This is a genomic window from Vibrio bivalvicida (assembly GCF_001399455.2).
Taxonomy (GTDB): Bacteria; Pseudomonadota; Gammaproteobacteria; order Enterobacterales; family Vibrionaceae; genus Vibrio; species Vibrio bivalvicida.
Genome location: NZ_LLEI02000018.1, coordinates 15,032 through 34,003, shown reverse-complemented (window position 1 = coordinate 34,003; position 18,972 = coordinate 15,032). Strand labels below are relative to the sequence as shown.

Annotated in this window: 17 protein-coding genes; 9 read left to right on the top strand and 8 right to left on the bottom strand. The window is 45.7% G+C overall.

Features of this window, described 5'->3' with window-relative positions:
- Positions 1–2: 2 nt before the first annotated feature.
- Genes APB76_RS04050 through APB76_RS04035 form a run of 4 tightly spaced genes read left to right on the top strand, consistent with a single transcriptional unit; the run spans position 3 to position 3,465 of the window.
- A complete protein-coding gene (locus APB76_RS04050) occupies positions 3–653 on the top strand; it encodes an HAD family hydrolase (protein WP_049846386.1) in 651 nt (216 codons plus the stop codon).
- A gap of 17 nt (positions 654–670) precedes the next feature.
- Positions 671–1,876 (top strand): MFS transporter, encoded by a 1,206-nt coding sequence (locus APB76_RS04045; protein ID WP_049846387.1) that lies wholly within the window; start codon positions 671–673, stop codon positions 1,874–1,876.
- Positions 1,877–1,879: 3 nt separating this feature from the next.
- Positions 1,880–2,290 (top strand): carboxymuconolactone decarboxylase family protein, encoded by a 411-nt coding sequence (locus APB76_RS04040; RefSeq protein ID WP_049846388.1) that lies wholly within the window; start codon positions 1,880–1,882, stop codon positions 2,288–2,290.
- Positions 2,290–3,465, top strand: a complete 1,176-nt coding sequence (locus APB76_RS04035; RefSeq protein WP_054963150.1) for an acetyl-CoA C-acetyltransferase — start codon at positions 2,290–2,292, stop codon at positions 3,463–3,465. Before APB76_RS04040 ends, APB76_RS04035 begins: the two co-directional genes overlap by 1 nt.
- Before the next feature lie 32 nt (positions 3,466–3,497).
- On the opposite strand, the gene APB76_RS04030 is transcribed toward APB76_RS04035, so the two are convergent.
- Entirely contained in the window at positions 3,498–4,493 is a 996-nt protein-coding gene (locus APB76_RS04030; RefSeq protein ID WP_049846390.1) for an aldo/keto reductase, read from the bottom strand.
- Positions 4,494–4,784: 291 nt separating this feature from the next.
- Between APB76_RS04030 and APB76_RS04025 the strand changes: the two genes are divergently transcribed.
- Positions 4,785–6,491, top strand: a complete 1,707-nt coding sequence (locus tag APB76_RS04025) for a methyl-accepting chemotaxis protein (RefSeq protein WP_049846391.1) — start codon at positions 4,785–4,787, stop codon at positions 6,489–6,491.
- Between the two features lie 76 nt (positions 6,492–6,567).
- Here APB76_RS04025 and gorA read toward each other — a convergent pair whose 3' ends face one another.
- Both gorA and APB76_RS04015 read right to left on the bottom strand, forming a co-directional pair.
- Complete coding sequence (gene gorA / locus APB76_RS04020) at positions 6,568–7,923, bottom strand: glutathione-disulfide reductase (RefSeq protein WP_054963149.1); 1,356 nt, start codon at positions 7,921–7,923, stop codon at positions 6,568–6,570.
- Between the two features lie 203 nt (positions 7,924–8,126).
- Positions 8,127–8,966, bottom strand: coding sequence for a 23S rRNA (adenine(2030)-N(6))-methyltransferase RlmJ (locus tag APB76_RS04015; protein ID WP_054963148.1), 840 nt, complete (start codon positions 8,964–8,966; stop codon positions 8,127–8,129).
- A gap of 217 nt (positions 8,967–9,183) precedes the next feature.
- On the opposite strand from APB76_RS04015, the gene prlC reads away from it, so the two are divergent.
- Entirely contained in the window at positions 9,184–11,226 is a 2,043-nt protein-coding gene (gene prlC / locus APB76_RS04010) for an oligopeptidase A (protein WP_054963147.1), read from the top strand.
- A gap of 97 nt (positions 11,227–11,323) precedes the next feature.
- Complete coding sequence (locus APB76_RS04005; RefSeq protein WP_049846395.1) at positions 11,324–11,536, top strand: hypothetical protein; 213 nt, start codon at positions 11,324–11,326, stop codon at positions 11,534–11,536.
- Here the strand turns inward: APB76_RS04005 and APB76_RS04000 are convergent.
- From APB76_RS04000 to APB76_RS03985, 4 genes are all read right to left on the bottom strand, one after another.
- Positions 11,533–11,985, bottom strand: a complete 453-nt coding sequence (locus APB76_RS04000) for a DoxX family protein (RefSeq protein WP_049846396.1) — start codon at positions 11,983–11,985, stop codon at positions 11,533–11,535. The genes APB76_RS04005 and APB76_RS04000 overlap by 4 nt on opposite strands.
- A gap of 4 nt (positions 11,986–11,989) precedes the next feature.
- Positions 11,990–12,772, bottom strand: a complete 783-nt coding sequence (locus APB76_RS03995; RefSeq protein ID WP_049846397.1) for an HvfC/BufC N-terminal domain-containing protein — start codon at positions 12,770–12,772, stop codon at positions 11,990–11,992.
- The gene (gene bufB, locus APB76_RS03990) at positions 12,769–13,626 is read right to left on the bottom strand and encodes an MNIO family bufferin maturase (RefSeq protein ID WP_054963146.1); all 858 of its coding nucleotides are present in this window, start codon (positions 13,624–13,626) and stop codon (positions 12,769–12,771) included. Before bufB ends, APB76_RS03995 begins: the two co-directional genes overlap by 4 nt.
- 72 nt (positions 13,627–13,698) lie before the next feature.
- Entirely contained in the window at positions 13,699–13,959 is a 261-nt protein-coding gene (locus tag APB76_RS03985; RefSeq protein WP_049846399.1) for a BufA1 family periplasmic bufferin-type metallophore, read from the bottom strand.
- 328 nt (positions 13,960–14,287) lie between these two features.
- Between APB76_RS03985 and uvrD the strand changes: the two genes are divergently transcribed.
- Together uvrD and APB76_RS23375 are read left to right on the top strand one after the other, a co-directional pair.
- Positions 14,288–16,459: a DNA helicase II gene (gene uvrD, locus APB76_RS03980; RefSeq protein ID WP_049846400.1), complete on the top strand. Its 2,172-nt coding sequence runs from the start codon at positions 14,288–14,290 to the stop codon at positions 16,457–16,459.
- Between the two features lie 450 nt (positions 16,460–16,909).
- Complete coding sequence (locus APB76_RS23375; protein WP_268808191.1) at positions 16,910–17,041, top strand: hypothetical protein; 132 nt, start codon at positions 16,910–16,912, stop codon at positions 17,039–17,041.
- A gap of 175 nt (positions 17,042–17,216) precedes the next feature.
- Here the strand turns inward: APB76_RS23375 and ggt are convergent, their stop codons facing one another.
- A complete protein-coding gene (gene ggt / locus APB76_RS03975; protein WP_049846401.1) occupies positions 17,217–18,965 on the bottom strand; it encodes a gamma-glutamyltransferase in 1,749 nt (582 codons plus the stop codon).
- Positions 18,966–18,972 lie beyond the last annotated feature (7 nt).

Here is an 18,972-nt window from a genome sequence, read left to right as displayed (position 1 = left end):
TTATGACCAAAGTCGCGGCATTTTTTGATGTGGATGAAACTCTAATTCACACCAAGAGCATGTTTGATTTCTATGAATTTTGGTGTGAAAAAATCGGGCAAGGTGAGCTGTTTAAGAGTTATAACGCAAAGCTCAATGCAGATAGAGCTGCTGGTGTTGTAAGAGAGCAGTTGAACAGAGAGTACTATCAACAGTTTGAAGGACAAAGATACCAAGCACTTGAGAGCGCTGGACAGGAGTGGTTTCAAAGCCGTTGTGATGACTCTTTCTTTCTCGAACCTTCCGTTACTGCGTTAAAAGAGCATCAACGGGCAGGCCATCAAGTGGTGTTTGTCTCTGGTTCGATGTGTCCGATTTTGGCGCCCATTGCTCAGTTTCTCAATGTAGAACACATCCTGTGTACCTCTCTGATCTTAGACCAAGAAGGGGTGCTAACCGGTCAAATCGGTAAACCGCAGACCATCGGAAAAGGTAAAAAGGTTGCCATGTCTGATTTTTGCCAAACACATCATATCGATCTGAATTATTGCTATGCATACGGAGACGATATCTCTGACGTCGATATGCTTGAAGCAACAGGCAATCCGATCTGCGTAGGCGAAAATCCTCACCTTCTTCATCATGCCAAACAGCATGGATGGAAAACTCTTTAAATTATATGGAATGAAGAATGAGTAATAGTGAAACTTCTCAGAAGATGACGCTTCGAATTTGGTTAGCGTTGTTTGTATTAGCTTTGTCGACGTTCAATATCGTCACGACCGAACTGGCTCCGATTGGTTTACTCACGCCAATGGCCAATGCCTTAGCAACCTCTGAATCATATGTTGGTATGACAGTATCTTTATATGCTTGGGTTGGTGCTTTGAGCGCACTTGTGGCTTCAGTTTTCCTCGGTGGGGTCGGCAAAAAAAATCTCTTAATTGCTTTGAGCATAGTACTGGTCGTTTCCAATGGCCTTGCCGCTAGTGCTGAAACCTTTGAGAACCTAATGTTAGCCAGAGTGATTGGGGCCGTTGCCCATGGTGCATTTTGGTCAATAATTGGTGTCAGTGCTGCGTCGATTGTTCCGTCTAACTATATCGGTCTGGCTACCTCGATCGTATTTGGTGGAGTATCCGTTGCCAGTGTGTTTGGGGTGCCTATTTCAAATTACATCGGTATGCATATAGGTTGGCGCTCCGCATTTATGGTTATGTCAGGGCTCAGCGTGTTGTCGCTTGTTGGGATTGCTAGCTTAGTCCCTCAGATTAGCGAGAAGAGCAGCGTAGGCATTGGGGCGATTAAGGCCGTGTTTAAATCGAGTTCACTGATCAAAGTCTATTTTGCCACCATTTTGACCATATCGGCTCACTTTACCGCCTTTACATATATAGAGCCTATGCTTAATTCCTTGACTCACATTAGTGAAGAGTTTGTCCCGGTTTTATTGTTGGTCTTTGGTGTTGCGGGTATTGCTGGCAATGTCATCACGGCGCTATTTATTGATAAACACCTTAAGACGATCGCGGTTTTGTCTGTGCTATTTGCAGCATCAATGTTGGTTCTTATTGGCGAATTCCATGTGCAATGGTATCAGGCTCACATCGGCACAGCACTCGCTATCTGGGGAGCGACGGCATCTTGTATTTTCGTGGCCCTTCAAACTTGGGTGCTTAGATTGGCTTCAGAACAAGCATTTCCAGCTTCTGCTCTTTATGTTGCCTTCTTCAATTTGGCAATAGGTATCGGAGCGTCTCTAGGGGCATGGTTAGTTGCTTCTTACAATGTATCCTTTCTCTACATTTTTGCCGGTGTCGCGATGGCGCTTTCCCTGGTATTTATCACCATCGTGCCGATGAATTCCGAGAATGTTCAGCGAACGCAGGAGGCTTAAATAATGAGTAATCAACAAACGACGATCAAAGGCATGCACGTTATGGATCGTTTGGAAGATGGATTAGCTGAAAGAGTGAGTCGTCGGCTTTCCGAACTCGACAGTGACTTACCTCGGCTGATTACGGATTACGCATTCGGCTCTGTTGTCGCTCGTCCTGGTTTAGATTTAAAAGTCCGCGAAATGCTGACCGTTGCTTCGCTGATTAGCTTAGGTAACGCGACCCCTCAGCTTGAACTGCATATGAAAGCGGCGATAAACGTAGGGGTTTCACCTGAAGAGCTGCTTGAAGTTGTTATTCAGATGGCTGTTTATGCTGGTGTTCCGGCTTGTATGAATGGCCTAGCAAGTTACCGCAAGATTATGGATGAGAAAGGGCTAGTCCTTCCGGGTCTTAAAGAGGAAGTTGCGTAATGGAAGACATTGTTGTTGTTGCCGCAAAGCGAACACCGACTGGTGCATTTATGGGTGAGCTCTCTGGTTTGTCTGCACCTAATCTTGGTAGTTTGGTGATCAAAGCCTTGTTGGCTGATTCAGGCGTTAAACCAGAGCAAATCGATAGCGTCATTCTTGGGCAAGTTCTAACGGCTGGCTGTGGTCAAAATCCAGCTCGCCAAGCCGCAATTGGAGCCGGGTTAACACATAACGCGCAGTGTTTAACAGTCAACAAGGTTTGTGGTTCAGGCTTAAAGGCGGTTCATTTAGCGATGCAAGCAATCACTTGTGATGATGCTGAATTTGCTATTGCTGGTGGGCAAGAAAGTATGTCAAATGCGCCCCATATTTTACCAAACTCCAGAAAAGGTAAACGATTGGGGGGAGCTGAGCTACAAGATAGCTTGGTTAACGATGGCCTTTGGGATGCGTTTAATGATTATCACATGGGAGTGACGGCGGAAAACGTTGCCAATAAGTATGGAGTTGCGCGTCCCGATCAAGATAAGTTCGCGTTTCAGTCTCATCAGAAAGCACTTGCGGCGCAAAAAGCCGGTTTGTTTGCGAATGAGGTAGTGCCGATAGAAGTAAGAGATCGAAAAGGCAATGTTCGTATGTTTGGTCAAGATGAAGGTCCACGAGAAACAAGCGTAGACAAACTTGCCAGTTTGCAGCCCGTGTTTTCTAAGCAAGGTACGGTGACGGCAGGTAATGCATCATCCCTCAATGACGGAGCGTCGGCACTGCTACTCTGTCATCGTGATACTGCTGAAAAATATCAGTTGAACGTGCTCGCTAGCATAGGGAAATTCAGCAATTCAGGCATTAGCCCTGATGTTATGGGAGTTGCCCCGATTGAAGCTATCTCGAAATGCCTTGACCAATCTGGGTGGGAAGCAAGCGAGGTAGACCAGCTAGAGTGTAACGAAGCGTTTGCATCGCAAGCAATTGCCGTCGCTCGGGCAATTGATATTCCTGATGAGAAAATTAATCCATATGGGGGAGGGATTGCCTTGGGGCACGCGATTGGTTCTTCGGGAAGTAGAATCCTAGTTACTCTTATTCATAGCCTGATAAGAGATAGCAAAAATAAAGGTCTCGCTGCGCTTTGCATTGGCGGTGGAGAAGGTGTTGCGATGAGTGTCTATCGCTAGTGAAAAAGCCCAGCTTGCTGGGCTTTTTCTATTTATACGTTGACTCCTTTCATACCCTCTTCAGAGTAACGTTGCCCTTTTACCTCAAATTGAAGTGGGATGTCATTCAATGTCGTAAGGTCTGCTACGTCTAAGATAATTTCAGATGCCTGAACATTTTCTTGGAGATAGTGCCGCTTCTTAGTTCCTGGGATCGGAACGATATGTTCATATTGGGCTAATAGCCATGCCAACGCGATCTGACCAGGTGTCGCTTGATATTTTTGTGCAATCGGCTGAATGATGTCTAGAAGGCTGCGATTATGATTGATATTACCATCTAGGAATCGATCGTTGGTTTTACGAAAATCACCATCTGGGAGGTCACTATTACGAGTTAGCTTACCTGTGAGGAAACCTCTACCTAGCGGAGAGTAGGGCACCAAGCCGATGTTATTGGTTTTTAGTGTTTCAAGAATATCTTGTTCAATGTCGCGAGTCCAAAGTGAGTACTCTGTTTGTAGAGCAGTGACTGGAAAAACAGAGTGCGCTTTAAGCAGTGTTTTCGAAGAAACCTCACAAAGACCGACATGGGCAATTTTGCCTTCTTTGACTAATTGACCTAGGCAATCCATGCTTTGCTCGATGATCTTGTTGTCTACTCGGTGCAGATAAAATAAGTCTATACACTCTACCCCCAGGCGCTGAAGAGATTCATCGCAGCATTTTCGTATATAGTCAGGTGTATTATTGATGCTGCGAGCATACGCAGCTTCTGCAGGGCGATCGATACCACATTTGGTGGCAACTTTAAGTTGTTGGCGCTGAGCAGGTTGCAGTTTAGATAGATAGTAACCAATCAGATCCTCATTGTGACCACGTCCATAGAAGTTTGCGGTATCTATAAAATCAACACCAAGCTCTAGTAACTGGTCAAGTAACTTTAAAGATTGTAAGTCATTTGTATTGCCATAGAATTCACTCAACCCCATCGCACCATAGCCAATTGAGCTGACTGCCAACCCATTTGCAAGTTCACGTTTAAGCATAAAGCCTCCTTAGTAGAACTCAATTCTTTCATGATCGAATTAGGGGCTGAATTCTCTTTTTGCTTATACCTAAAAGGTATCACCAAGATGGTAAAAAATGAGCTAGCTCCTTTGCTGTAAGTAAAATGAAATGGTGTTGAGTCAGTGCATATGGTTTTGATCTTCACTGATGAAGAAGGAAACAAGTCGCGTGGATTTTTAAACTCGCGCGTTGAGCATTCAGAGCCTACTCTTTCAATAGTCCCCAATTGGTTTATAGCAGCCAGTGCAACATATTAGAGGGAAGCATGTATGCGAGGTTCTTATATTGGATTACTTGGGCGTTTAATGATGCCCATTGTGCTCATTTTCTCTGTTTTGATCGGGGTGTTTTTGTTTTTTATCCCCTCTGTTATAAAAGAAAATGCAGAATCAGAAGCGGTGATTGCAGCGCAACGAACCGTCAACCAGTTTAAAGTGTTGAGAGGGTACTATTCTCGCAACGTGGTTGGGCCGGTACTAAAGAGTTCTAACATCAAGCCTTCTATCGATCACCAAGGGAATGATAGTGCGATACCTTTGCCTGCGACTATGATTCATGACCTGAGTCGCGTGCTTGCTGATAAAGGAGATGACGGTGTCAAACTGGCGCTTTATAGCCGCTTTCCTTTTCCAAACCGAAAAAATCGACAATTGGATGAATTTCAACTAGATGCATGGAATGCACTAACGAAAGACTCCAAACAAGTGATCAGTTTGACGGAGCAAAGAGGAGGGGAAACATGGGTTAGAGTCGCTATTGCCGACACCATGGTTGGTCAAGGGTGTGTGAATTGTCATAACAATCATGCTCTAACTCCAAAAAATGATTGGCAATTAGGCGATGTGCGAGGCGTGTTGGAGGTTCAAACCCCTATCGACAGTATGCTCAAGCAAGGTACTGCAATTAGCTATAAAATTGTTGGCGCATTAGTCGGCGCTATCTTGATCATTCTCATTTTGATGGTGTTCATTTACCAAACTGCCATCCGCAGTCGATTAGTGGCAGTACGTGCCGCTTTAGAGGATATCGTTAATGGTGATGGTGACTTGACTAAGCGAATTGAGGAAAGTGGGCAACACGAAATCAATGACATTGCTGTGCAGTTTAACCTGTTTATGGAAAAGCTACAGAGTTTGATCAATCAAGTAACCTTGAACACTCAACAGGTGAATCAGTCAGCAAAAGGGATTGTCCACAATGCTGAGTTGACATCGAGCAAACTATCTGAGCAGATTATAGCGACGGAGCAAACAGCCTCGGTAGTCAGTGATATGACAAATACATCACAAGAGATTACCGATGGCGCTCGTCAGTCAGAGCAGCATGTTAGTGAAGTTGATCAGAGCACTCGCCAAGTTCGAGAAAAAGTAGAAAGCACAAGGCAGTCAATCTTAGGGTTGGCGAAAGAGTTAGAGCTAGCCTCAGAGACTTCCACACGTTTAGCCAATGAAAGCCGAGAAATTGGTTCGGTACTTGAAGTGATTCAAACCATTGCAGAGCAAACCAATTTATTGGCGTTAAACGCTGCGATTGAAGCCGCACGCGCTGGCGATCAAGGACGTGGCTTTGCAGTTGTTGCAGATGAAGTTCGTGCTTTAGCGGGCCGAACGCAGCAATCAACAGAAGAAATTCGCGATATTATCGAACGTGTTCAAAGTGGTACGGTTGATACTGTTAGTGCAATGGAAAGAGGCTGTGCAAGTGCCGAAGGAAGTGTTGAACTTGTCCAAGAAGCTGGCGCGCTACTCGAGCCGATCACGGCATCGACTCAGGAGATTAGTGAGTTGAGCCGCCGAATTTCATCCTCATCGGAGCAGCAAAATCAGTTGGCCAATCAAGTGAGTTCAACGATCAATAACATTGTGGATATGTCTGGTGATTCAGACGCTTCGTCAAAGCAGATTTTAGACAGTGCTTTACAACTTGCACAACAATCAGAGGTTCTACTCAATACGCTACAAAGCTTTAAAACTTAAACGCGGTTAGCCAAGTTCATGCTTTATTCAGGTCATAAGCGTGAAGACTTATGACCTGAAAAGATCAGGGAAGTGATTAACGCATGGTAACGAACTCTTCCGAGCCTGTCGGGTGAATGGCAACCACAGAATCAAAGTCTGCTTTGGTTGCGCCCATCTTCATCGCTACGCCGAAGCCCTGAATCATCTCATCTACTGTGAAGCCGATGCCGTGTAGACCAAGCACTGTCTCTTCTTCACCTGCACATACTAGCTTCATCTTACATGGTTGACGGTGTTTCGTTACCGCGGTGTACATCGCAGTAAAGCCAGACGTGTAAACCTTTACGTTGTCTTTGCCGTATTTCTCTTCAGCTTCTTGCGTCGTTAGACCAATAGTGCCGATAGGTGGGTGGCTAAATACAACCGTTGGAACTAGATTGTAGTCCATTTTCGCATTGGTTTTGCCGTTGAACAGACGCTCTGAAAGCTGGCGACCCGCTTTGACCGCAACAGGAGTGAGCTCGATACCGCCTTCCATGATGTCACCTACACAGTAGATGCCTTTCACGTTGGTTTCTTGGTATTCGTCTACTTTAATGTAACCACGGTCGTTGGTTTCAACACCAGTTGATGCAAGGTTGATTGCATCTGTTGCAGGGTGACGACCGATCGCCCAGATAAGTTGATCAACGTTTTGTGTGTTGCCATTTTCTAGGTGCAGAGTCAGGCTACCATCGGCTTCTTTCACAACTTGTTTTGGAATCGAGTGAGTATGCAGTTTTGGTCCTTCCGCTTCCATTACTTCAACTAGCGTTTCGATGATCATTGGATCAAAGCTACGCAGTGGCGATTCTTTACGTACGTAAAGGTGCGTTTCAGTGCCAAGTGCATTTAGTACGCCTGCGATTTCAACGGCGATGTAGCCTGCCCCAATAACCGCTACACGTTTTGGTTGCTGTTCCAGATCGAAAAAGCCATTTGAGTCGATGCCGTATTCTGCACCTGGAATGTTAGGAATAGTTGGGCGTCCACCGACGGCAATTAGGATGTGGTCAGCGGTGTAATGTTCGCCATTCACTTCGACTGTTTTCTCGTTAACAAACTTAGCAAAGCCTTTGATGACATTAACCTTGTTGTTGCCAAGTACGCGGTCGTAAGACTGGTGGATACGACCAATGTAAGCCTGACGACTCTCTACTAGCTTGCTCCAATCAAAGCCTTTAACGTCAATGTCAAAGCCGTAATCTTCAGCGTATAGGTTCATCGCATCTGCAATTTGAGCACCGTGCCACATGACCTTCTTTGGTACACAACCCACGTTTACACAGGTGCCACCTAGGTCTTGAGCTTCGATAAGTGCAACTTTAGCGCCGTACATAGCAGCGCGGTTAGCTGATGCGATGCCGCCTGAGCCGCCGCCGATACAGATGTAATCAAAATGAGTTGCCATGACTTTCTCCGAGCTTATAAATTTAATAATTGCGTATTGAGTATATCGGGGTGAATTTAATTAAACTCAAGCCGATACTGACTGCTGTCCTTGTTTACTATCATAAATCGACTCGAATTGATTTCCCAATGAGAAAAAGCGAGTTTGGTTATGACAAATAACGATAAAGCAGAGCGTTTTTTTCTACCCTGCTTTCGAGCTGATTATTCAGGAACAATCCACTCAACTTTATAGTGACCGGTTGCCGGCGCAATTGCTTCTTTAAGGAAGGGCAGAATCTCGTTCATTTGGCTTTCTAGCTTCCACGGTGGGTTGATAACAATCATGCCAGAAGCCGTCATGCCACGTTCGTTAGTATCTGGCGTCACACCGAGCTCGATCTGCAAGATCTTGCGAATCCCCAAACTTTGTAAGCCTTCAATCATATCTTCGATGTCGCAGCGGTTAACTACCGGATACCAAATTGCGTAGATACCCGTAGCCCAGCGCTTATGGCTTTGGAAGATTGCCTGTACTACATCGCGGTACTCTTTGGCAAGCTCATAAGGTGGATCAATCAGCACTAAACCACGACGCTCTTGTGGCGGTAAGCTTGCCTTAAGTCGCTTAAAGCCATCTTCTTTGTAGATGCTGACTTGGCGATCACGATGGAACTCTTGCTCCAATAGAGGGTGATCGGCAGGGTGAAGCTCGGTCAGGACCATACGATCTTGCTGGCGTAAGTGAGCACGTGCTACGCGTGGAGAACCTGGGTAGTAACGCAGTGAATCACCATTGTTAAGTGTTTTGATCGCCTCCAAGTAGCTTTGGATTTCTTGTGGGATGTCTTTTTGTTGCCAAACACGAGCGATACCTTGCTTGTATTCACTGGTTTTCTCTGACCACTCGTGAGTTAAGTCATAGCGTCCGACACCAGAGTGGGTGTCGTGATAAACAAACGGCTTCTCTTTCTGCTTTAGTGAGTTAAGAATAAGACTCTGAACGATATGTTTGATCACATCAGCATGGTTGCCGGCATGAAAACTGTGGCGATAACTTAACAAAATGACACTCTCGAAATGGCCTTTAAACCATATTGAAGTTAGTACGAACGATTGGCCGATTATATACTCAGTGGCTTTGGGATGCTCGCATTTAGCAACAACTTAGCGGCTCCCTTCTATTGAAAAATGATGACGCCACCTATATTTAATCTATAAGACGTTGAATATACTTACTAGACGAACCCGTCAGTTCGCTTGCCAATAAAAGGAATGATTTATGTCTAATCCACTTCTTAGCTTTACCGATTTACCTCCATTTTCTCAGATTAAACCGGAACATGTTAAGCCAGCGGTTGAACAGGCGATTGCACAATGCCGCGCTAAAATTGATAAAGTGCTAGAGGGTAACAGTAAACCGACTTGGGATAATGTGGTTGCGGCAATTGAAGAAGTGGATGACCGCTTAAGCCGTATTTGGTCACCGGTGAGCCATATGAACTCGGTGGTCAACAGTGACGAGCTGCGTGAAGCATACGAAAGCTGCCTACCTCTGCTATCTGAGTACGGCACTTGGGTTGGTCAGCACAAAGGTTTATTTGAGGCTTACAAGGCGATCAAAGCTAGTGAAGAGTTTGCCTCTCTGACACAAGCGAAAAAGAAAACCATCACTGATTCATTGCGTGACTTTGAGCTGTCGGGTATTGGTCTACCAGCCGATGAGCAACATCGCTATGGTGAAATCAGCAAGCGTATGTCTGAGCTTGGTTCTAAATTTTCTAACAACGTGCTTGATGCCACTATGGGTTGGACAAAGCATGTGGCAGACGAACAACAGTTGGCAGGTATGCCGGAATCTGCACTGGCAGCGGCAAAGGTGGCAGCAGAAGCGAAAGAGCTTGATGGTTACTTGCTGACGTTAGATATTCCTTCTTACCTGCCAGTGATGACTTACTGTGATAACCAAGAGCTACGTAAGGAGCTTTATGAAGCGTATGTGACACGCGCGTCAGATCGCGGGCCGAAAGCAGGTGAGTGGGACAATACCGAGATTATCAATGAGCAGTTGAAGCTGCGCTTTGAAATTGCTCGCTTGTTGGGCTTCAACACATACAGTGAAAAGTCATTAGCGACTAAAATGGCAGAAAACCCTTCTCAAGTTTTGAGCTTCTTAAATGATTTAGCGATTAAAGCTAGGCCACAAGGTGAACGCGAAGTAGAAGAACTGCGCCAGTTTGCCAAGAGTGAGTTTGGCGTTGAAGCACTTAACCTTTGGGATATTGCTTACTACAGTGAGAAACAAAAGCAGCACCTATTCCAAATCTCTGACGAAGAGCTACGCCCTTACTTCCCAGAAGCAAAAGCGGTCAGTGGTCTATTCGAAGTGCTAAATCGCGTATTTGGTATGACGGTGAAAGAGCGCGAAGGGGTGGACACTTGGCATGAGTCCGTGCGCTTCTTTGATGTTTTTGATGCTGAAAATAACCTACGCGGTAGCTTCTATCTCGACTTGTATGCTCGTGAACACAAGCGCGGCGGTGCTTGGATGGATGAGTGCCGTGTACGACGCATCAATGCCAGTGGTGAACTGCAAACGCCAGTGGCGTACTTAACCTGTAACTTCAATCGCCCAATCGGTGATAAACCAGCACTGTTTACTCATGATGAAGTCGTGACTTTGTTCCACGAGTTTGGACATGGTATTCACCATATGTTGACTCAGGTTGAAGCTGGCGCGGTATCTGGCATCAATGGTGTGCCTTGGGATGCCGTTGAGCTGCCAAGTCAGTTTCTTGAGAACTGGTGCTGGGAAGAACAGGCACTTGCGTTTATTTCTGGTCACTTTGAGACAGGTGAACCATTACCGAAAGAAATGCTCGAGAAGATGTTAGCAGCGAAAAACTTCCAATCGGCGATGTTTATCTTGCGTCAGTTAGAGTTTGGTCTGTTTGACTTTACTCTGCACACAGAATTTGACCCAGAAGTAGGTCCACGAGTGCTAGAAACTCTGGCCGAGGTGAAGGCAAAAGTGGCGGTATTGCCAAGCCTAGAGTGGAACCGTTTCTCGCATAGCTTTAGCCATATTTTTGCGGGTGGCTACAGCGCAGGTTACTACAGTTACTTATGGGCTGAGGTTCTCTCTTCTGATGCTTTCTCTCGCTTTGAGGAAGAAGGCATCTTTAATACCAAAACAGGCCAGAGCTTCTTGAATAACATTCTTGAAATGGGCGGAAGTGAAGAGCCGATGGAGCTGTTTAAGCGCTTCCGTGGCCGTGAGCCTCAGATTGATGCGTTGCTGCGTCATTCGGGCATTGCTGCTTAAAAGCCTAAAGTCAGAGTTTAATCAATTCTAAACCGCCCCTATGATATAGAGGGGCGGTTTTTGTTATTATTCTCTACCCCAATTGCATGGAGGTTGTATGTTTTCGAAGAGTTTTTTATTTGGTGCTGGGCTGGTATTAGCGGTTTCAGGTTGTGCAGAATTGAAAGATGCAGGTACAGCAATCGGACATGCGACTCGTGATACCACTACGGCTATTGGTCATGCAACTCGTGATACAACTAAGGCTATCGGTCATGCATCACGAGATGCGGTTAACTCAGTTAAAGAAGACCTATCTTCAGAAGATTAGCCAAGTTTACTGCGCAGTACTTTATCGGCTGAGATAAGGCCTGGCCCCCAGACCACCACAATCAGGATCATCAACCCCCATAGTTGGTGGTCATAAAAGCCTTTTTCCCATAAAACAGGGTAAGAGACGACTGCGATAATGTTAAACACAAATAGGATCGCTGCCATTGGGCGAGTAATCAGCCCTAAGGCGAGGAATATAGGTAGCACTAACTCCGCGGCAGTGCCCATATAGGCTGCTAATTCCCAAGGTAAAATCGGAACCTGATACTCGTATTCAAATAGATATAGGGTACTGTCCCATGAGGCGATCTTGGTCAGCCCTGAATTAAAAAACACCCAAGCTACCCAAAGTCTACAAAACAGTAGCAGCAATGGTACGAAGCCGACTTGTAACTTGGTAACCCAGTTATCATAGCTCTCGAGCATACTTTTAATGGTGCTAGACATAGTATTATCCTTCTAATGTGGCAAGAGAGAAACCAGCCAGCAGGTCATGCTGAGTTAAGTATTCTAAATGGGTGAGTAATGCTGGTGGGATTTCAGTGAGCATACAGCCCGACTGTAAGAAACTGAGCAGTTGATAAGATTCAGATCCTAGGGATAAAGTCCAAACTCCGCTTTCTAACGAGCTAGCGATAACCCCTTGCTCCGCCTGTTCTAAATCCAGATTATCGAAGTTGTTAGTGTGGATCGCTTGTTGTAGCGAAAACACAGCATAAGACGATTGAAATGCAATCACACCAGGTCTTAGGTGCAATTGGATTTGTGGTTGTTGTTCAATTGGAATATGCGACAGGTGCGCTAATGGCAATAAATCGTCAGCAAGGCTGATCTGATTGCTCTGTTGTTGTGCAAGGTCGATATGCCACTCATAACGAGCCACTTCTAAGCTATATGGCGCTGCTTCAATGACAGCAGGGAAATGCTCAATAGTGTGTTGGAAATCTTCACCATAGTGGCTGACATCCCCGGCTTGCAACGGGTAGTTAAGTACATGTTGCCGAGCGACTTGTTCAAAGCACTCTTCTCCCCACAGTGCATGCAACATAGGGTAGGTGGCTTGAAGGACTTCACTAAGACTCACGATGAAGTTATTGCGGTATATCTGTATTCTTTCATCAGCACTGAAAACATCGCTGCAAATATTGCAATCTTCGCCAGAAGCTTGGTAATGCAGAGCTTTGGCAAAGGTGCTTTGTAACTCGCTTAGGGAAGGTGAGGCACTTGATGTCATGACACTTTCCTCTTGGCGGCTTGGCACTGATTGAGTTGGTCACTGGCTTTGGCAGCTTCGGCAAGCAAAACTTCTGGCTTTGGAATATCAAGATCCCACTCAATCAAAGTGTGTCTTTCACCATATTGTTCTAACCAGAATTGATATAGCTGCCACACTTCATCACTGACAGGACGACTGTGAGTATCTATCCACACTTCACCCTTATCGAGCTGCTTGATAGTAAAACCTGCCAAGTGAATTTCATCCACTGCTTCGGCAGGGATTGAGTTCAGATAATGATGGCTATCGAATCCATGGTTAAAAGCGGACACATGAATATTGTTTAGATCGAGCAGTAAGCGGCAATCTGTTCGCTTTTGTACCTCAGTCAAGAAATCCCATTCATTGATGGTTGAATGGTTGAACTTTACATAGCTAGAAGGATTTTCGATCAGCATCGAGCGCTGTAAAGTATCTTGTACCTCAAGCACATTACGGCAAAAAATGTTGAGCGCTTCTTCCGTATAGGGAAGCGGCAGAAGATCATTGAAGTAATGACCGCCATTTTCACTCCAGCTTAAGTGATCAGAAACCAAAAAAGGGTTCAACTCACTGATTAGGCTTTGTAGCTGTTTAAGGTGATGACGATTGACGCGCTCAACACTGCCTAGCGATAAACCGATACCATGACAACTAATTTGATAGTCGTTAGCGAGCTGACGTAGGGTGTGACGTGCCGCAGAGTATGGCTGGAAGTAGTTTTCGCTATGGACTTCAAGCCACGAAAGTGATGGTTTGTGCTGGTCAAAATAATTAAGGTGAGGTGAGCGTAGTCCAACCCCGACTTTATTATGAAAATGATCTGCGTTCACTGGGCATTCCTTGAAATTAGAAGCGGCAGAAGTAAGGCGGCCAGTTGAGCCTCTAGCCGCCTAAAATTTTTATTATGAAGATTGAGTACTACCACCTGCTAGCTTGCCACATAGACCTTTTGGTACGACTACGAAAGCATCTGATTGGTTATCTTCTTTTGATGTACCTGCACATGAGCTGGTTTTAGTTGCACAGTCATTTTTGCCTGCTTTTGCAACGCCGTAGCATTTTTCTTTCTCTGCTGCGACCGCTGGAGCAGCCGTTAACATTGTGCCACCAAGCGCAATTAATCCAGTAACAGCGGCGGTAACAGCAAGATTAGACTTTTTCATAGTATTTTCCTCAGACTTTATTCCTTTACTTTATGTGGGCAAGCGAATCATGAATTAATTCATCAACTTGCTTAATTAAAAGGATAGAAAATTCAGCTGAAAACTTTCAAAAAAAATATAGAAAATGGCGTGTTTATTAGGCTTGGTTATTTAAATTGTTGATTTAACAGATTTTTAACAGTTGGTTTTTTTTCTATTTTTCTGTGTTAATTACATAAAAAGTAGCAATAGAGGCAAATTCAGTTGCTACTCTCTGCTCCTAGCATCTTGAGGACACTCGGGTATAATGCCATCTCATGTATAGATAACCAGTAGCTGAGCACCTCCAATGGATCCTTCATTACTTCTCGATGGTCTAAATGACAAGCAGCGTGAAGCCGTTGCCGCCCCACTAGAAAACTTACTTGTCTTAGCTGGCGCAGGTAGTGGTAAAACACGTGTGCTAGTGCATCGTATCGCGTGGTTGATGTCGGTTGAGCAAGCCTCACCGTTCTCCATTATGTCGGTGACCTTTACCAATAAAGCTGCGGCAGAGATGCGTGGACGTATTGAAGAGTTAATGATGGGCAGCGCTTCGGGGATGTGGAACGGGACATTTCATGGCATTTGTCATCGTATTCTCCGTGCTCACTATCTTGACGCTAAGCTACCGGAAGATTTTCAAATCATTGATAGTGACGATCAGCAGCGTCTTTTACGTCGCTTGATTAAGGCGCAAAACCTAGATGAGAAACAGTGGCCAGCACGCCAGGTGAGCTGGTGGATCAACGGCAAAAAAGATGAAGGACTACGTCCTAAGCATATTGATGCTTACCATGATCCGGTGACGAAAACGTATCTTCAACTCTATACCGCTTATCAAGAAGCGTGTGATCGAGCTGGTTTAGTCGACTTTGCCGAAATTCTGCTTCGTGCTCATGAACTGCTGCGTGATAACAAGTTTGTTCGAGAGCACTATCAAGCGCGCTTCAAACATATCTTGGTTGATGAGTTCCAAGATACCAACAACATTCAGTATGCTTGGTTACGTATGATGGCCGGTCCTGATTCACATGTCATGATTGTGGGTGATGACGATCAGTCCATCTATGGTTGGCGCGGTGCAAAAATCGAGAACATTGAGAAATTCACCCGAGAATTCCCAAGCGTTAATACCATTCGTCTTGAGCAGAACTATCGCTCGACCAAAACCATACTAGAAGCTTCGAATACCTTGATTGCCAACAATACTGAGCGAATGGGTAAAGAGTTGTGGACGGACGGTGCGGAAGGTGAGCCAATTTCTGTTTACTCAGCTTATAACGAACTAGATGAAGCTCGCTTTGCCGTGAATAAGATAAAAGAGTGGCAAGATAAAGGTGGAGCCCTTAACGATGCCGCAATGCTTTATCGAAATAATGCTCAGTCCCGTGTGCTTGAAGAAGCGTTAATTCAAGCAGGGTTGCCTTATCGTATTTATGGCGGCATGCGATTTTTCGAGCGCCAAGAAATCAAAGATGCATTGAGCTATCTGCGTTTAATGGCGAACCGCAATGATGATGCAGCATTTGAGCGCGTGGTGAATACACCAACACGTGGTTTAGGTGACAAAACTTTAGAGACGATTCGTTTTGCCGCGCGAGATCAGGGCAGCACCATGTGGCAAGCGAGTATGCATTTGCTAGAAAACAAAGTCCTCCCAGGGCGGGCAGCAGGTGCATTGAGCCGTTTTATTGAGCTAGTTAATGCTCTAGAAGATGATACCTGCGAACTGTCATTGCATGAGCAGACTGACCATGTCATCAAATACTCGGGCTTGTTTGCCATGTACGAGCAAGAAAAAGGCGAGAAGTCTAAGGCGCGTATTGAAAACTTGGAAGAACTGGTAACAGCCACGCGTCAATTTGAAAAGCCAGAAGAAGCAGAAGAGATGACGCTGCTAACAGCCTTTTTAACTCATGCAGCGCTAGAAGCGGGTGAAGGTCAGGCTGATGAGTTTGAAGACGCAGTTCAGTTGATGACGCTACACAGTGCAAAAGGTCTTGAGTTCCCGCTTGTATTTATGGTCGGTGTTGAAGAAGGTATGTTCCCAAGCCAGATGTCGGCCGAAGAGGCAGGGCGCTTGGAAGAGGAGCGCCGTCTTTGCTATGTCGGCATGACGCGAGCGATGGTAAAACTCTACATTACCTATGCGGAGATGCGCCGTTTGTACGGTCAGGATAAGTACCATAAGCCTTCCCGTTTTATTCGTGAACTGCCAGAGAATTGTCTAGATGAAGTGCGTATGAAAGCACAGGTTAGTCGCCCGGCAAGCTCAGGTCGTTTTAGCCAAACTGTGGTCAAAGAGAGCTTCAATGAAACTGGCTTTAGCTTAGGATCGCGAGTTATGCATCCTAAGTTTGGTGAAGGGACGATCATCAACTTTGAAGGCAGTGGTCCACAAAGCCGTGTCCAGGTTGCCTTTAATGGTGAAGGTATCAAATGGCTAGTGACTGCTTACGCAAGACTAGAAAAACTATAAACACCAACCCCATTTTCTCAAAATAGTTGAGCTTGCAGACAAGGCGACAATTGAACGAGTCCCCTGAGCATAGGGAACCTATGTGATGGGGCGAATGAAAGCAGGCAACGCAGTCTAAAGTTCCAATATGAAGAGAAAAGATAAAGAAAAACCCCGAGGGCCAAGGCCCATCGGGGTTATAGTCTTACTCGCAGCAATCCGGCTACTATAAGTGCTCCATGCATCAAATCCTTGATAGTATGCTGACGTCCTTCAGCTTAGTCCATTCATCGCCATCCTAGCGGTGTCCTTGACCCTATCCTGGTCTGCTAACAATCCTCGTTAGCTCACTTCGCTTGTTCCTTGAGCGGTGTCCTTTTCATCATCCTGATGATAAGTCCTTTCCTCGTCCAGAGGTGTCCACTTCCCATCCTTAGTAGCAACCATCCTAGTTACTATTGCGTCCGTTCAATGTCCAATTTGCTATCCGTGCCGATTACTCATCCTAAGCAACCGTATCTTCTTCCTGAAGATTACCTAATCCGTGGTAGTTTCCTGTTCCGTGTCAGTATCCTTCCGACACCATTCATATTACGCGTCTAATGAATTTCAGCAATATAAGGCAAACGTTTTTCTACATAAAAATTCGCTTATGTTTTATACGTACCATTAAAAAACAGCAGCTTATGGTCTGTTGATTACATTTTTCTCAGTCAAAAAGCTATTTTTACTCACTTGCCTGTGAGAGATCTCGCACAAGCAAGTGAGTCGATTTGCCCTATTTACCGATTGCTGTACCTTCACGTCGTGGATCGGCTGCGCCTTGCAATTGGTTATCTTGCAGTAAAATGGCGTGTAATCCTGAGTTTAGGTCGCGAACATTAACCTCAAAACCCATTTTTTCTAGTTCTGGTTTGAATTGTTCCGCGCTGGTACCTTGCTCTACGTCTAAAGTGCCAAAACGGTTCAATAGGTGCGGTTGATTCGTTGCTTGCTGAATATCCATTCCCCATTGAGTGTGGGCAATAATTGCTTGCGCTACATAGCCGATGATACGACTACCACCCGGTGAGCCAATGGCCATATATGGTTTATCATCTTGCATGATGATGGTTGGTGCCATAGATGAGCGTGGCCGTTTACCTGGCTCTAAACGGTTGGCAATAGGCTTACCTTCTTTATGGGTGCGGAAAGAGAAATCCGTTAGCTCATTGTTGAGTAGGAAACCATTGGTCATCAAGCGTGAGCCAAATGCATTCTCAATAGTCGTTGTGATGGAAACAACGTTGCCTTGCTTGTCGACCACATTGAAGTGACTAGTTGAAGGCAGTTCGATCGACTCATCCATGCTTTGACGTTGTGCATAGCTCCACGGTGGATTACCTGCGCTAACAGACTCTAGCGCTTTACCCGGCTGGATAAGCTGTGCGCGCTGTTTAAGATATTCTTTATCGAGAAGGCCCTTAGTTGGCATAGGTACAAAGTCTTCATCAGCCATATACATACCGCGGTCGGCAAAGGCTAAGCGAGATGCATCTGCAATTACTTGCCACGACTTCGCATTGTCCGGCCCCCAAGACTTGAGATCGAAGTTCTCGGTGATAGATAGGATTTGGCCGACGGTGAGTGCACCTGAACTTGGTGGAGCCATACCACAGACATCAAAACTTTGGTAAGCCGAGCACACCGCTTCTCTTTGCTTAATTGAGTACGCATCAAAGTCTTTCTGGGCGAGCACTCCTGGGTTACCTGCGGCATTCTGCACCGTTTCGATAATATCTTCAGCGATTTCACCTTGATAGAAAGCTTGCGCGCCACCTTTAGCAATCGCAGTGAGTGTTGCTGCATACTCTGGGTTTTTAAGTAAGGTACCCGCCGTTTTAGGTGAGCCATCAGAATTGAAGAAGTAGGCTTTGGTGGTGGCAAAGCGGCTTAGACGCTCGGCATCTTTCTCGATCAGTGTCGCTAGGCGTGGACTGATCTCAAAGCCTTGTTTGGCAACGTCGACAACAGGTTGGATAAGATCTGCCCAAGCAAGTTTGCCGTATTTTTGGTGAGTACCCCACATCAACTTGACGGTACCCGGCGTACCAACTGAGCGCCCGCCTACTACAGCGTCGTAAAACTTCAGTGGTTCGCCATTGTCGTCTTGGAATAGACGAGGTGTCGCATCGAGTGGCGCTGTTTCTCGCCCATCATACGTCGTAAGTTGCTGATTTTTAGCGTCCCAATAGACAAGGAACGCGCCACCACCAATACCTGAAGATTGTGGTTCAACCAAACCTAGCATTAGCTGGGTGGTGACCATAGCATCAATCGCGTTACCCCCTTTGGCAAGAATATCAGCGCCCGCTTGGGTTGCGATTGGATTCGCCGCCGTCACCATCCACTCTTTCGCAGTAACGAGTTGCTTTTGTTCTAAGCCGCTACTGTGCTCAGGTGCTACAGAATCAGCCGCTTGGTTGGCCCAGGCCGTCGCTGATGTTGCAAGCAAACAGGTAGTTAGAAATTTGAGTTTCCACTGCATCTTGTTC